Here is a 12,701-nt window from a genome sequence, read left to right on the forward strand (position 1 = left end):
GTTACCAATCGAGTTTCTCTAAAAATTCGTACACATCCTGATGAACGAGATCACGTTCTTTATCCAGCGTAATGACATGTCCGGATTCTTCGTACCATTTCAGCTGTTTATCGTCCGTTTCTACCTCGTTATAAATGATGTTTGCACTTTCTGTATTAATCATATGGTCATGCCGGGCCTGAACCACAAATGTCGGGGAATAGATCATGTCGACGTTTTGGCGCACATCGGCAATCAGCTTTTGCAGAGATTTCAGGGTGTTCATCGGCGTTTTTTCAAACTCCTTCATTTCCTTTTCAATCTGCTCCGGCTGTTTTCCTTCGAATTTTTTATAATTGCGCGCGTAGGAAAGAACTCCCTCGTACATAACCTCTTCGCTTTTTATGTGCATCGGCGCACACATAGGAACAATTCCCTTTATGGGTACAGTGTAACCCAATTTCAATGAAAAAACCCCGCCGAGTGACAGTCCGCAGGCCGCGATGTTTTCATAGCCTTCAGATTTTAAATACTCATAACCGTCCATAACGTCTTTCCACCAATCGTGAGGCCCTGTATGGACCAGCTCTTCCGGCGGAACGCCGTGCCCTTTATATTGAGGCGCGTGGCAAGTATAGCCGCGCTCATTTAAATAACGTCCGAGCATTCTGACATCTGCGGTATTTCCGGTAAATCCGTGCAGCAGAAGAACCGCTTTGTCTCCGCCTTTAAATGTAAATGGTTTTGGTGTTACGATTTTCATGCTTATAACCCCTTTTTTTGCACATTCAATTTAGTTTTCCACAGTTTGCCGAGAAACAAACACCGTCCCTCAACAAGAAAAAGGCCTGATATTAAATCAGACCTTATACAAACATTGCCTTATACGACATACGCTAGCGAAATCGTTAAAACGAAAAACAAGACTGCCAGCACAACGGTTGTGCGGTGAAGAATCAGATCAAGGCCTCTTGCTTTTTGTTTTCCGAAAAGCTGCTCCGCCCCGCCTGAAATCGCACCCGATAAACCGGCGCTTTTGCTGGACTGAAGCAATACGACAATAATAAGTGCAATACTGACGATAACCAATAAGGTAATCAAAAATGTGTGCATCCCATACACCTCCAGACTGACTGGCCTACATTACTTCTATTTTACATGAAAAGCATTGGCATGTCACGCCGTATCAATACAGAGCACATCAGAAAAACAGAACTAAAAATGGTTTCTTTCGTTGTTATTGACTTTTGTCAACAAAGTCGTAGTAAAAAAGGTCCTCAAATTTCATATCAAAATAATACAGCATCTTTCCGATGACCAGCTGGCCCGGCCTTCTCTCTCCATTCAGTACGCGGCTCAGTGTGGCGGGGGATATTCCGATCTCCAGGGCGAGCTGGTTTAACGAGTAGTCGTTATTGACCATATATTGCAGCACATAATCTCTTCTGATCTGTATCTTTTCGACCACTTTCTTCACCTTCCGTTCTGTAAAGTACTTTCTGTCTTACTACATAAGATACGGGTTTTGTTAACTTTTGTCAATACTTTTCCAGTCCGGCTATTCCCTTTAGTCAACGAACATACTAGAATAGAGGTAGCGTTCGGGAGGGGGAGAGACTGTGGAAAGCTTCGGTAAACAATTACGGACACTGCGGGAAAAACGAAAAATGACAGTGAACCAGCTGGCAACGTATTCAGGCGTCAGTGCAGCCGGAATCTCACGGATTGAAAACGGCAAACGCGGGGTGCCGAAACCGGCAACCATCAAAAAGCTTGCAGAAGCGTTAAAAATCCCTTACGAGGAACTCATGAAAAAAGCCGGGTACATTGAGACCGTTCAGGAAACGAGAGCTTCATACGGCACGAACTGCAAATTGATTGAAAAAGCGGAAACATATCAGCTGAACGATTTATCCCTTTTGGAGCACGAGAACTGGCAGTATCTGTCGAAGGAAGATTTAGTCCTGCTTGATAAATATTTCTCGTTCTTATCGGCTGAAGCCAAAAAAAGAACGAATGAAGAATAATGAATCTGCACTTGCGAGGCGATCAAATTGAGCACATTCGGAAAGCAATTAAGAGAGCTGCGCCGCGCCCGAAAACTAACGGTCAATCAGCTTGCCGTCTATTCCGGCGTCAGCTCGGCTACCATTTCCAGAATTGAAAATGGGCAACGCGGCATTCCCAAGCCCGCCACCATCAAAAAATTGGCGGACACATTGAAAGTCCCGTATGAGGATTTGATGGCAAGAGCCGGACACATTAAGGCATTTCAGGAGGAAATCCGTGAAGCCTCTGAAAGCTATCAATCCATTTACACCATCTACCAGACAGCCGTTGCCAAAGGCGCGGAGCATCTTCCGCTGTTTGACAGCAAAAAATGGCAGCACTTCACAAAAGAAGATATTGAAAGCGTCAGTAAATACTTTGATTTTATCGCAGCTGAAGCGAAAAAACGTTCCTCCACTTCCTCATCATCTTCCTGATCCACTCCCCAACATAACAAGCGGCAGACGTACGTTCCCTCTGATTTTGCGGTATAATAGCAAAAGACGAGGTGAAAAAGCATGAAGCAATCAGAAATGTGTCCCAGATTTGAAAAGGCAGTCGACATCTTGAGTAAACGCTGGGTCGCTCTTATCGTCTTTCAGCTATTGAACGGGCAGCAGCGATTCAGCGAAATTGAAGCGGCGCTGCCGAATTTAAGCGGCAGAGTTCTGTCAGAACGGCTGAAAGAACTTGAAACAGAAGGTGTGATCAAACGGGAAGTCATTCCGGAAACGCCTGTCCGCATTGAGTACTCTTTAACGGATAAAGGCTGTGCGTTAGCTCCCATTTTAGAGGAGATTTCCAAATGGTCTTCAGAATGGATAGATCCTTCCTAATAAACTCTCCCGCCATAAACGGCTGATCTCAAAACGGGCAGCCGTTTTTTATTTTACTTTTTTTAAAGAAAATTCAAATCAAAAGCCGATATAAACAATATTGACACCACTTTAAAGGAGATTTGATATGCGGCTAACGATTTCACGAAAATTCACCCTTGTCTTTGCCACACTGATTGTTATTATGATGCTCACCGCAGGACTCGGGGCGCTTAATATGCAGTTTTTGATCCGGGAGACAAACGACATGAACACAAAATGGATTGATGGCATTAAACAGATTACAACGGTAGATTATTTTACGGAGCACCTCTCCTCTCAAGAAAAAGAGTATTTAATTAACAAAGATAAAACGAAATTGGAGACGATCCGCGAGGCAATGGATCAGAGCTTGAATGAGATTGACAAAAGACTCGCCGATTATAAAAAAACAATCTCAAGCGCGAAAGAACAAAAAATTTATGAGACGCTCTCAAGCGAGATCGCGGATTATAAAAACGTCCACTCGCAAATTGTGGAAAGCGGAAAAAGCGATAATACAGATCTGGCAAGAGGGCTGCTCGTCCAATCCGAAACAAAGTTTGACGCCATGAAAGATCATATTAACGAGCTGGTCGATTTAAACAAAGAAGGCAGCAATAAAGCGGTTGATGAATCCGAACAGATTTACCGCAAAGGCATCACGTTTACGTTTCTGCTGCTCATCGCCGCTGTCCTTATCAGCGTCTTCATCTGGATCTATATCAATCGGAAAATCGTCAAACCGATCATCCGCATGAAGGAATCTGCCGACGAGATTGCGGGAGGAAATCTCTCAAATGATCTTGAAGCGCTCAATGCGAAAGATGAACTCGGCGATCTGAACGGCGCGCTTCAGCAGATGGTCAGAAATTTAAGAGACATTGTCGGCTATTCGAAAGGGATTTCTCAGCATGTTCTTTCTTCTTCACAAATGTTAACGTCGGCGACGAACGAAACAAGGTCCGGCAGCCAAACCATTACCGAAACGATGAACGAAATGGCGGAAGGATCAGAACAGCAGGCGCAAGACGCCGTCACGATTTCCGAAACGATGAATGATTTCACAGACCGGATAGATAAAACGTATTCCCACGGCATGGCCATCAGCGGCACATCACAGAACGTGCTGGAGCTGGCCGTGAGCGGAAATGAAAATATGGATTCTTCGTTAAAGCAGATGGAATCCATCCACAGCATCGTGGAGCAATCCGTTCAAAAAGTACGGACGCTTGAACAGCACTCCAAAGACATTAACAAACTCGTCCTCGTTATTAACGGCATTGCCGAACAGACGAATCTGCTGTCTTTAAATGCCGCAATTGAAGCTGCGCGTGCCGGAGAAAGCGGCAAAGGCTTCGCAGTCGTAGCTGAAGAAGTCAGAAAGCTCGCCGACGGCGTCAGAGGCTCCGTCCAGGATATTACGAGAATTGTCGGCGGCACCCAGCAGGAAATCAGCGCCGTCATTCACTATTTAGAAAGCAGCTTTACAGAAGTAGAAAAAGGGAAAGCGAACCTCACAGACACCGGCAGCACGATGCAGCATATTAAACGGTCAATGACGGACATGGCTGCAAGCATCGAAGAGGTCACGGGCGGTTTGAAGAGGTTAACTGAACAATCGGCCACAATCAGCCAATCGATCGAAAATATCGCCTCTGTATCCGAAGAATCAGCGGCAGGCATTGAAGAAACATTCTCGATCACAGAACAGTCAGCCCATTCCATGGATCAAGTATTATCAAAAGCCGAGGAGCTGGAAGACTTGGCACACCAGCTGAACGAACGGTTGGCGCAATTTGCGATTTAAGCTAAAAAACAAGCCCTCATATTTGAAGGGCTTGTTTTTGTTTGACGGTTTCCAGCGGAATACAAATTTCTGCCCGGGCGCCTCCCGTCTCTTTATTTTCGAGCTTCAATTCACCGTGATGAAGGTTGACGACATTATGGGCAAACGTAAGCCCCATGCCGTGATGCCCCGCTGAATGTCTGCTTTTGTCCTCTGTGTAAAAAAGCTGTGTTTCTTTTTTCAGCGCTTCGGGTGAAAAACCCCTGCCGCTGTCTGATACAGCAATGCTGAGAAACGTATCGGCGCACACTGTTTCCACACAGATTTCTCCGCCTTCGGGCGTATAGTCAACAGCATTGGAAACGATGTTCATGATTGCCCTGTGAAGCAGATGCTTGTCCATTGCCGCTGCTATTCCGTCAGAGTCCCGTTCGCTGAAAACGAGATTAATCCGTTTCGGCCCCATCAGCGCCGCTGCATCACGATGAACATGTTTGATCCACTCTTTAACGCCGGTATATTCCAAATGAACAGAGACGGCTTCCTCTGTTTTTGACAGTTGGATTAATTGCCCGACATACTGCTCGTGAGGTGCTCCGCCTGCATGTACTGAATCATTTCACAGCCCCCGCTTTCTCCCTGCCTGACTTCACAACATCCAAAAACAGCTGCTCCAAATCGTTTTCCCGGCTGATTTCTCCTATAACCTAAAATGCCGTCACTGATGATTCCGATATGGCCGGCGATCTGCTCGACCTCTGATAAAAGGTGGCTTGATAAAATAACTGTCATTCCCTGCTTCGGAAGGGACCGGATAAACTCCCGCAAATCCTGGATGCCCATCGGGTCTAATCCGTTGGTCGGCTCGTCAAGAATTAACAGTGACGGGCGGTTTAATAAAGCCAAAGCGATGCCGAGCCGCTGTTTCATCCCCATTGAAAATTGCCCTGTGCGCTTCTTTCCGGTACCCGTTAAATCCGTAATTTCCAACACTTCAGCAATCCTTGAATCAGGAAGCCCCAGCATTGTACAGCGGACTTTCAAATTCTCGACTGCCGTTAAGTTGTTGTAAAGCGGCGGCGATTCAATCAGTGAACCGATGTTTTTCAAATCTTCCCGCTTCCATTTATGGCCGTCGAATAAGACATCGCCGGATGTTTGCTTCAGCATGCCCGTCAAAATTTTAAGCGTCGTTGATTTTCCGGCGCCGTTCGGACCGAGAAGCCCGTAAATGCTGTTTCGTTTGACCTGCAGCGATACATCAGCCACAGCTTGGTGTTTTCCGAATGTTTTTTGTAACTGTCTGGTTTCTATGATGTTACTCATATGATTACCCCTCTGCTTTGTTTTTGATATAAATGACTTTACGGCAGAGTTATCAAAATTTAATCAAGAAATGAAAAAAGCATTCTTCCGCAGGAAGAATGCTGATTGCTTAAGATGCAGACCGTACAAGTCTGAACGGTTTTCTTTTCTTTTTCTTCACCGGACTGAGAGCCCGTTCAAGCCAAGCCATGAACAGATCTGCCGCCACTGCCATCAGCGCGGTCGGGATGGCGCCAGCTAAAATGATGGCGGTTCCGTTTGTGGCGTTTGAGCCTCTGACAATCATGTCGCCAAGCCCGCCGGCGCCGACGAATGTGCCGATCGCCGTGATGCCGATGGCAATAACGAGCGCCGTTCGAAGGCCCGCCATGATGACAGAAAGTGCGAGCGGCAGCTCCACCATGCGCAGCACTTGATATTTCGTCATCCCCATTGCTTTTCCCGACTCCAAGTAGGCGTGTTCGATGCTGACGATCCCCGTGTACGTGTTCCGGAGAATCGGCAGGAGTGAGTATAAAAACAAGGCCGTAATGACTGTATTGGCGCCGAGTCCCATCACAAGCATCAGGACGGCGAGCATCGCAAGCGCCGGCACGGTTTGAATGACATTCGTCACCGCAAACACCCAGCCGGAAAGACGCCGATACCGGGCGATGACAATTCCGGCCGGAATGGCGGCAGCGGCGGCAAATATGACACCGTACGCCGACGTAAGAAAATGGCGCCAGCACTCATACAGGACATAGCTGCCGTTTTGAGAATAATACGTGAAAAGTTCTTTCAGCGTGTCCATCCGGCATCCCCTTTCCGTTATTCAAAGTAATGGTGCTCCTCTAGATATTCCTTTGCGACGACGGACGGTTCTTTCAAATGACCGTCGACTTCATAGTTCATCTTCTGCATCGTTTTCGTGCCGATTGAGCCGATCATTTTATTAATCACGCCTTCCAGCTCGGGGTGCTCCTTTAAGACATGTTCCGGGACGACGGGTGAACAATCGTACGGAGGAAAGAACCGCTTATCATCCTTTAGCATTTTTAGTCCGTAGGAGACGATTCTTCCGTCGGTGGAATAGGCGAGCACGATATCCATCTTATTGCTTTTCAGCGCATCATACACGAGGCCGATCTGCATCGGATACGTGCCTTCAAACGTCATTCCGTATGTTTTCATGAAATCCTCATATCCGTTGCCCCTCAGCTTCATCCAATAGTTATCAACGCCGAATTTCAAATGGGGCGCTTCTTTTTTCACATCGGATACCGTTTCTAAATGATATTTGTCGGCAAGCTGTTTGGAAACGGTAAATACGTATGTATTGTCAAATCCATAGGAGTCGAACCATTTCATATGGTACCTGTTTTCAAATTCACGCTGAACGAGCCGCAGCGCTTTGTTCGGGTCTTTTTCAGGCTCCATGCGCAGCGTGCCCGTCAGCGCGTCGCCGGTATAACGCGTTGCGGCGATATCAATTTCTCCGTTTATCAGCGACTGCTGCTGGACAGCGTTGGAGCCGAGATTTTTAATCGTCGTCGTTTTTAAATCGGTATTGTGTTCAATGAGCTGGCCGAGCATGCTCGCGATGATTTCTGATTCGGTCATGCTTTGCGCGCCGATTTTAATCGTATCCTCTGAAGCCGCGCTCAGACCCGGGAGCGAGCAGCCTCCAAGGAACAGCATGCCGATACAGGCAAACCCGAGCAGCAGCTTTTTGTATCTTTTACTCATGTGAGACCCCCTTCTTATGAAGCATCCTTCATGTCCTTCAGTCCGCCAGGCGTAACCTTCCGCTCCGTCATCCCCAGCAAATAATCGACGGCGATCGCCATTATCGTCACCGGGACGGCTCCGCCGATTATATACTCCGGCTGATAAAGGTTCAGCCCGATGAAAATATAATCGCCAAGCCCTCCGCCGCCGATAAAGGAAGCGAGCGTCGCCCAGCCGATTAAATAAATGGAGGACGTTCTGATGCCAGCCATGATGACGGGGGCGGCAAGCGGAAGCTCCACAAGCCTGATTTGCTCCCCCGCTGTCATACCGATTCCTTTTCCCGACTCCAGCAGATTTTGATTCACGCCGAGAATGCCTGTATATGTATTTCTCAGAATTGGAAGCACCGAATAGAAAAACAGCGCAGCAATCGCCGGAACCTTTCCTACGCCTAAAAGCGGAATAAAAAACGCGAGAATGGCGAGGCTCGGCAAGGTTTGAATGACATTGACGACGCCAATGACGGTGCCTGCGCCTTTTTTCATCCTTGTCAGCACGACGCCGAGCGGTACGGCGACCATTATGCCCAGCACCACGGCGATTAATGAGATGTACAGATGCTCCCATGTTTTATAAAGCAGTTCTCCGCCGTTCGCCTGTAAAAATTGAAAGGTCTGATTCATACGTCAATTCCGCCTCCTCATGACATCACCGCAAGCTGGTTTTCTTCTCCCCAGATGGAATCGTAAACGATGTCAACAAGGCTCGCCCTTGTCACAATTCCCGTTAAACAGCCGGCTTCATCGATGACAGGTACATATTTCATGCCCCGTTTTAAAATTTTATGGACGGCATCGCGCAGCAGGGTGCTGCTTAATACTGTATAAATGTCCCGCTCAAGCACTTCGGCAACGAGCGTCGCTTTTTTACGTTCACGGTCGATCATTTCCACATCGACGTAACCTTGCAGGACGTTCTGCTGATCAACGACGAGCAGCGAATCCACACGCTCGGCGCGCATCACCTGAATGGCTTCGGACAGCGTTTTCTCAGCCGTTATCGTGACAGGCTGGGTGTTCATGATCTGATCCACCCGCTCTACATCAGGGCTGGATGACTGGATCAGCCGTTCCTTGCCGATAAATTCCTCGACAAACTCGTTCGCCGGATACCTGAGGATCTCTTCGGGGGTTCCGACTTGGACGATTTCTCCCGCTTTTAAAATGACGATCCGGTCCGCCAGCTTGATAGCTTCGTCCATATCATGGGTAACAAATACGATGGTTTTATGTAAGGTTTTCTGCAGTTTTTTAAATTCTTCCTGAAGGGAATCTCTCGTAATCGGGTCAAGCGCCCCGAACGGTTCATCCATTAAGATAAGCGGCGGCTCCGCGGCAAGTGCCCGTAATACACCTATTCGCTGCTGCTGTCCTCCGCTTAATTCATGAGGGTAACGGTCTAAATATTCAGGCCCCATATCCACCAGCTTTAAAAGCTCCCGCGCCCGTTCTTTCCGTTTTTCATCAGGCTGCTTTAAAAGCTTCGGCACGAGAGAAATGTTTTGCTGAATGGTCATATGCGGAAACAGCCCGATCTGCTGGATGACATAGCCGATGCTTCTTCTGAGCGCCACCGGGTCCTGTTCCATAATGTTTTTGCCTTCTATGCAAATCTTGCCTTCTGACGGCTCAATCAATCGGTTGATCATCTTCATGGTCGTCGTTTTCCCGCAGCCGCTCGGCCCGATAAAACAAATAAATTCGCCTTTAGCGATGTTCAAATTGATGCTGCTGACGGCTTTTTTTCCGCCTTTATACGTTTTCGAGACATTTTCTAATGTCAGCAAACATTCACACCTCCATCATTAAATTCGTTCAATTTGTTAAAATCATATTTAACTTTTCAGACAATTGAACGTTTCCCATTATAAATTAAACTTTATAAAATAAAAAGTTTACAATTTGTCCATATTATATATAAAGTATGTGTAAGCGCTGATTTACCCGTATTGACCGGCGATGTTCTTCTTATTGCTCTGAATTCCTGCCGAATTCTCTGGTAATAGCATTTTCGCCGGTTTAAAAATGTGGTATATTGGCATCGGAATTGCTGACTGAAAGGATTGAAACTGTTGGAGAAAGATCCGTTGCACGTAATCGAACAAGCTGAAGACCATTTGATAGAACGAATCGCTGAAAACATGCATACATTCGGAATGCCCGCTACGGTAGGACGCATTTTAGGCATTATTTATATGAACCGCAAGCCGATGACCTTGACTGAGTTATCAGAAGCAACCGGTATGAGCAAAACGAGAATGAGCCAGGCCGTCAGGGAAATGCTTGACGTCAATTTAGCGGAAAAGGTGTTTGAAAAAGGAGTACGCAAGGATTTATATGACGTTGAGCAGGATTATTACCAAACCTTCATTACGTTATTTACGGCCACGTGGAGCAAGGTCGTCAGCAAAAATAAAATGATGCACAAAAAGCTGAACCGTGAATTGACAAACGCGCTGGAAAACGGCGTGCCGGAAGAGGCGGAGGAAAAAATTAATGAACTGCTGAAGGAATTAAAGGACTGGCTTGACTACTACAACTGGATCAGCCGCCTGATTGAGTTTTTCGAAAGTGAAGAAATTTTCAAGCATGTCCCGAAGCCATAAAGAAAACGCCCTGGAATCCAAGGCGTTTTTCTTATGCCGCATTCGGCAGTTTGTTTCTTTTTTTCTTTTTCACCGGACTTAACGACCGCTCCAGCCAGCCCATGACAAGGTCGGCGATGACTGCCATCAGCGCAGTCGGAATCGCACCGGCTAAAATAATCGCGGTTCCGTTCGTTGCGTTTGACCCCCTGACAATAATGTCGCCGAGTCCGCCGGCGCCGACAAACGTTCCGATTGCCGTAATGCCGATCGCAATGACAAGCGCCGTCCGAAGACCGGCCATAATGACGGAGAGCGCAAGCGGCAGCTCTACCATGCGAAGCACTTGAAATTTCGTCATGCCCATCGCTTTACCCGATTCCAGATAAGCGTGTTCAATACTGACGATACCCGTGTACGTATTCCGGATGATCGGAAGAAGAGAATATAAAAACAATGATAAAATGACTGTATTTGCGCCAAGCCCCATCACAAGCATCAGCACCGCCAGCATCGCCAGCGCAGGCACGGTCTGAATGACGTTTGTGACGGCAAAAATCCAGCCGCTTAATTTTCTGTATCTCGCAATGAAGATGCCGAGCGGAATGCCGGCAAGCGCCGCGAATAAAACTCCGTACACCGACATGAGAAAATGCCGATAAAACTCCTGAAGCACATAGCCGCCGTTTTGAGAATAATAAGTGCCAAGCTGCTGCAGCACTTCCATTTGCCCCACCTCATTCCTTATTCAAAATAATGATGTTTCTCCAAAAATTCTTTAGCCACGACAGACGGTTCTTTCAGCTTGCCGTCCACTTCATAATTCAATTCCTGCATCGTTTCCGTATCAATTTGGCCGATCAGTTTATTGACAATGCCCTTAAGCTCCGGATGCTGTTTCAGCACACTATCGGGAATGACCGGCGAACAGTCATACGGCGGGAAAAAGTGTTTGTCGTCTTTTAAAATTTTCAGATCATACGCCTTGACACGCCCGTCCGTTGAATAAGCGAGGACGGCGTCCATCTTTCCGTTTTTCACCGCATCATATACAAGCCCGATCTGCATCGGGTAGGTTGACCCGAATTCGAAGCCGTACGTATTGACGAAGCCTTGATAACCGTCACCTTTTCTCTTCAGCCACGCATTGTCGACTCCCAGCTTAAATCGGTCTGCGTTCTTTTTAATATCAGACACCTTGTTTAAATGGTCTTTTTTGGCAAGCTCTTTTGTTACGGTAAAAGCGTATGTGTTTTCAAATCCGTAAGAATCAAACCATTTATAATGAAACCGTTTCTCAAACTCTTTTTGGACGATTGATAACGCCTTTTTCGGATCTTTTTCCGCTTCCATGCCAAGCGTGCTCGTTAAATCGGTCCCGGAGTAGCGCGTGGCGGCAATATCAATGTCTCCGCCGATCATCGCCTGCTGCTGCACATAATTTGATCCGAGATTTTTAATTAATGCCGTATTCAAGTCTGTATTGTGTTCGATCAGCTGTGCGAGCATATTGGCTAAAATTTCTGATTCTGTTATGCTTTGCGCCCCGATTTTGATCGTATCATCGGAGGCTCCGTTAAGCCCCGGCAGAGAACAGCCGCCTAAGAGCAAAGCAAATGACAGCGCAAGCGCGCACACCCATCTTTTTTGTTTAGTTTTCAAAACAGCCAACTCCTTATGATACTTCCTTCAATCCCTTCAGCCCTTTCGGCGTCACCTTCCGCTCTGTCAACGCAAGCAAATAATCAATCATAATGGCCAAAATGGTGACAGGCACGGCGCCGCCGATAATGTATTCAGGCTGATACAGATTCAAGCCGATGAAAATATAGTCGCCGAGCCCTCCGCCGCCGATAAAAGAAGCGAGCGTCGCCCAGCCGATCAGATAGATGGTTGACGTGCGGATTCCGGCCATGATGATCGGAATCGCAAGCGGCAGCTCGACAAGCCGGATTTGCTCCCAGACTGTCATGCCGATGCCCTTTCCTGATTCCAACAGATTTTTGTTGACGCCTTGAATGCCGGTATAAGTGTTTCTGAGAATGGGCAGCACCGAATAGAAAAACAGCGCGACGATCGCAGGCACTTTTCCCACACCTAAAAGCGGGATAAAGAAAGCCAGAATCGCAAGGCTCGGCAGGGTTTGCACGATGTTGGCGACACCGATCACCGCGCCTGCGCCTTTTTTCATTCTTGTCAGCGCGATTCCCAGCGGAACGGCGACGATAATGCCTAAAATTACGGCGATAATGGAAATATATAAATGCTCCCATGTTTTATATAACAGCTCTCCGCCGTTCGTCTGCAAAAAATTCATCATCTCATTCATTGTAAGAGTTCCTCCTCT

General features: G+C 47.1%; 15 protein-coding genes and 2 pseudogenes. 5 read left to right on the plus strand and 12 right to left on the minus strand.

The genetic code is table 11. The annotated features are described in order from the left end of the window. Nucleotide 1: 1 nt before the first annotated feature. The 3 genes from J7E26_RS01820 to J7E26_RS01830 form a co-directional block, all read right to left on the minus strand. On the minus strand, nucleotides 2-742 hold the full coding sequence (locus J7E26_RS01820; protein WP_214802983.1) for an alpha/beta hydrolase: 741 nt from the start codon (nucleotides 740-742) through the stop codon (nucleotides 2-4). Nucleotides 743-861: 119 nt separating this feature from the next. Continuing rightward, the gene (secG, locus tag J7E26_RS01825; protein ID WP_214802981.1) at nucleotides 862-1,092 is read right to left on the minus strand and encodes a preprotein translocase subunit SecG; all 231 of its coding nucleotides are present in this window, start codon (nucleotides 1,090-1,092) and stop codon (nucleotides 862-864) included. Nucleotides 1,093-1,216: 124 nt separating this feature from the next. Further along, complete coding sequence (locus J7E26_RS01830) at nucleotides 1,217-1,402, minus strand: helix-turn-helix domain-containing protein (protein WP_087920807.1); 186 nt, start codon at nucleotides 1,400-1,402, stop codon at nucleotides 1,217-1,219. A gap of 196 nt (nucleotides 1,403-1,598) precedes the next feature. Between J7E26_RS01830 and rghR the strand changes: the two genes are divergently transcribed. The 4 genes from rghR to J7E26_RS01850 all read left to right on the plus strand — a co-directional run bounded on the left by rghR (nucleotide 1,599) and on the right by J7E26_RS01850 (nucleotide 4,692). Continuing rightward, entirely contained in the window at nucleotides 1,599-2,006 is a 408-nt protein-coding gene (gene rghR / locus J7E26_RS01835) for a transcriptional repressor RghR (RefSeq protein ID WP_214802978.1), read from the plus strand. A gap of 27 nt (nucleotides 2,007-2,033) precedes the next feature. After that, entirely contained in the window at nucleotides 2,034-2,465 is a 432-nt protein-coding gene (locus J7E26_RS01840; RefSeq protein WP_214802975.1) for a helix-turn-helix domain-containing protein, read from the plus strand. Nucleotides 2,466-2,546: 81 nt separating this feature from the next. Next, nucleotides 2,547-2,864 (plus strand): catDE operon transcriptional regulator CatR, encoded by a 318-nt coding sequence (gene catR, locus J7E26_RS01845; protein ID WP_214802972.1) that lies wholly within the window; start codon nucleotides 2,547-2,549, stop codon nucleotides 2,862-2,864. 127 nt (nucleotides 2,865-2,991) lie between these two features. Continuing rightward, nucleotides 2,992-4,692: a methyl-accepting chemotaxis protein gene (locus tag J7E26_RS01850; RefSeq protein WP_214802968.1), complete on the plus strand. Its 1,701-nt coding sequence runs from the start codon at nucleotides 2,992-2,994 to the stop codon at nucleotides 4,690-4,692. 16 nt (nucleotides 4,693-4,708) lie between these two features. Here J7E26_RS01850 and J7E26_RS01855 read toward each other — a convergent pair. The 6 genes and pseudogenes from J7E26_RS01855 to J7E26_RS01880 all read right to left on the minus strand — a co-directional run. Continuing rightward, nucleotides 4,709-5,257, minus strand: a pseudogene (locus J7E26_RS01855) (ATP-binding protein); the annotation flags it as partial. A gap of 28 nt (nucleotides 5,258-5,285) precedes the next feature. Next, nucleotides 5,286-5,997: pseudogene (locus tag J7E26_RS01860) on the minus strand (lantibiotic protection ABC transporter ATP-binding protein). A 109-nt stretch (nucleotides 5,998-6,106) separates the two neighbouring features. Then, entirely contained in the window at nucleotides 6,107-6,790 is a 684-nt protein-coding gene (locus tag J7E26_RS01865) for an ABC transporter permease (protein WP_214802965.1), read from the minus strand. A 17-nt stretch (nucleotides 6,791-6,807) separates the two neighbouring features. Beyond that, a complete protein-coding gene (opuBC, locus tag J7E26_RS01870; RefSeq protein WP_214802962.1) occupies nucleotides 6,808-7,725 on the minus strand; it encodes an osmoprotectant ABC transporter substrate-binding protein in 918 nt (305 codons plus the stop codon). A gap of 14 nt (nucleotides 7,726-7,739) precedes the next feature. After that, nucleotides 7,740-8,393 carry an ABC transporter permease gene (locus tag J7E26_RS01875; RefSeq protein WP_214802959.1) on the minus strand — a complete coding sequence of 218 codons (654 nt, stop codon included), beginning with the start codon at nucleotides 8,391-8,393 and terminating at the stop codon, nucleotides 7,740-7,742. Between the two features lie 17 nt (nucleotides 8,394-8,410). Then, the gene (locus tag J7E26_RS01880; protein ID WP_214802956.1) at nucleotides 8,411-9,556 is read right to left on the minus strand and encodes a betaine/proline/choline family ABC transporter ATP-binding protein; all 1,146 of its coding nucleotides are present in this window, start codon (nucleotides 9,554-9,556) and stop codon (nucleotides 8,411-8,413) included. Between the two features lie 285 nt (nucleotides 9,557-9,841). Here J7E26_RS01880 and J7E26_RS01885 point away from each other — a divergent pair, with 285 nt between their 5' ends. Then, nucleotides 9,842-10,375, plus strand: coding sequence for a GbsR/MarR family transcriptional regulator (locus J7E26_RS01885; protein WP_214802953.1), 534 nt, complete (start codon nucleotides 9,842-9,844; stop codon nucleotides 10,373-10,375). A gap of 31 nt (nucleotides 10,376-10,406) precedes the next feature. On the opposite strand, the gene opuCD is transcribed toward J7E26_RS01885, so the two are convergent. The 3 genes from opuCD to J7E26_RS01900 are packed head-to-tail and all read right to left on the minus strand — an operon-like array spanning nucleotide 10,407 to nucleotide 12,683. Continuing rightward, nucleotides 10,407-11,081: an ABC transporter permease gene (gene opuCD / locus J7E26_RS01890; RefSeq protein WP_214802949.1), complete on the minus strand. Its 675-nt coding sequence runs from the start codon at nucleotides 11,079-11,081 to the stop codon at nucleotides 10,407-10,409. A gap of 17 nt (nucleotides 11,082-11,098) precedes the next feature. Then, nucleotides 11,099-12,016, minus strand: a complete 918-nt coding sequence (gene opuCC, locus J7E26_RS01895) for an osmoprotectant ABC transporter substrate-binding protein (protein ID WP_214802946.1) — start codon at nucleotides 12,014-12,016, stop codon at nucleotides 11,099-11,101. Between the two features lie 13 nt (nucleotides 12,017-12,029). Further along, entirely contained in the window at nucleotides 12,030-12,683 is a 654-nt protein-coding gene (locus J7E26_RS01900; RefSeq protein WP_214802943.1) for an ABC transporter permease, read from the minus strand. Between the last annotated feature and the right edge of the window lie 18 nt (nucleotides 12,684-12,701).

This window comes from Bacillus sp. ISL-51, assembly GCF_018613535.1.
Classification (GTDB): Bacteria; Bacillota; Bacilli; order Bacillales; family Bacillaceae; genus Bacillus.

Excerpts from the sequence above, each read along its gene's own strand:
- catR (WP_214802972.1), top strand. The coding sequence starts at position 2,547 with ATGAAGCAATCAGAAATGTGTCCCAGATTTGAAAAGGCAGTCGACATC.
- J7E26_RS01820 (WP_214802983.1), bottom strand. The coding sequence starts at position 742 with ATGAAAATCGTAACACCAAAACCATTTACATTTAAAGGCGGAGACAAA.
- secG (WP_214802981.1), bottom strand. The coding sequence starts at position 1,092 with ATGCACACATTTTTGATTACCTTATTGGTTATCGTCAGTATTGCACTT.
- J7E26_RS01900 (WP_214802943.1), bottom strand. The coding sequence starts at position 12,683 with ATGAATGAGATGATGAATTTTTTGCAGACGAACGGCGGAGAGCTGTTA.
- J7E26_RS01875 (WP_214802959.1), bottom strand. The coding sequence starts at position 8,393 with ATGAATCAGACCTTTCAATTTTTACAGGCGAACGGCGGAGAACTGCTT.
- J7E26_RS01850 (WP_214802968.1), top strand. The coding sequence starts at position 2,992 with ATGCGGCTAACGATTTCACGAAAATTCACCCTTGTCTTTGCCACACTG.
- opuBC (WP_214802962.1), bottom strand. The coding sequence starts at position 7,725 with ATGAGTAAAAGATACAAAAAGCTGCTGCTCGGGTTTGCCTGTATCGGC.
- J7E26_RS01830 (WP_087920807.1), bottom strand. The coding sequence starts at position 1,402 with ATGGTCAATAACGACTACTCGTTAAACCAGCTCGCCCTGGAGATCGGA.
- opuCD (WP_214802949.1), bottom strand. The coding sequence starts at position 11,081 with ATGGAAGTGCTGCAGCAGCTTGGCACTTATTATTCTCAAAACGGCGGC.
- J7E26_RS01865 (WP_214802965.1), bottom strand. The coding sequence starts at position 6,790 with ATGGACACGCTGAAAGAACTTTTCACGTATTATTCTCAAAACGGCAGC.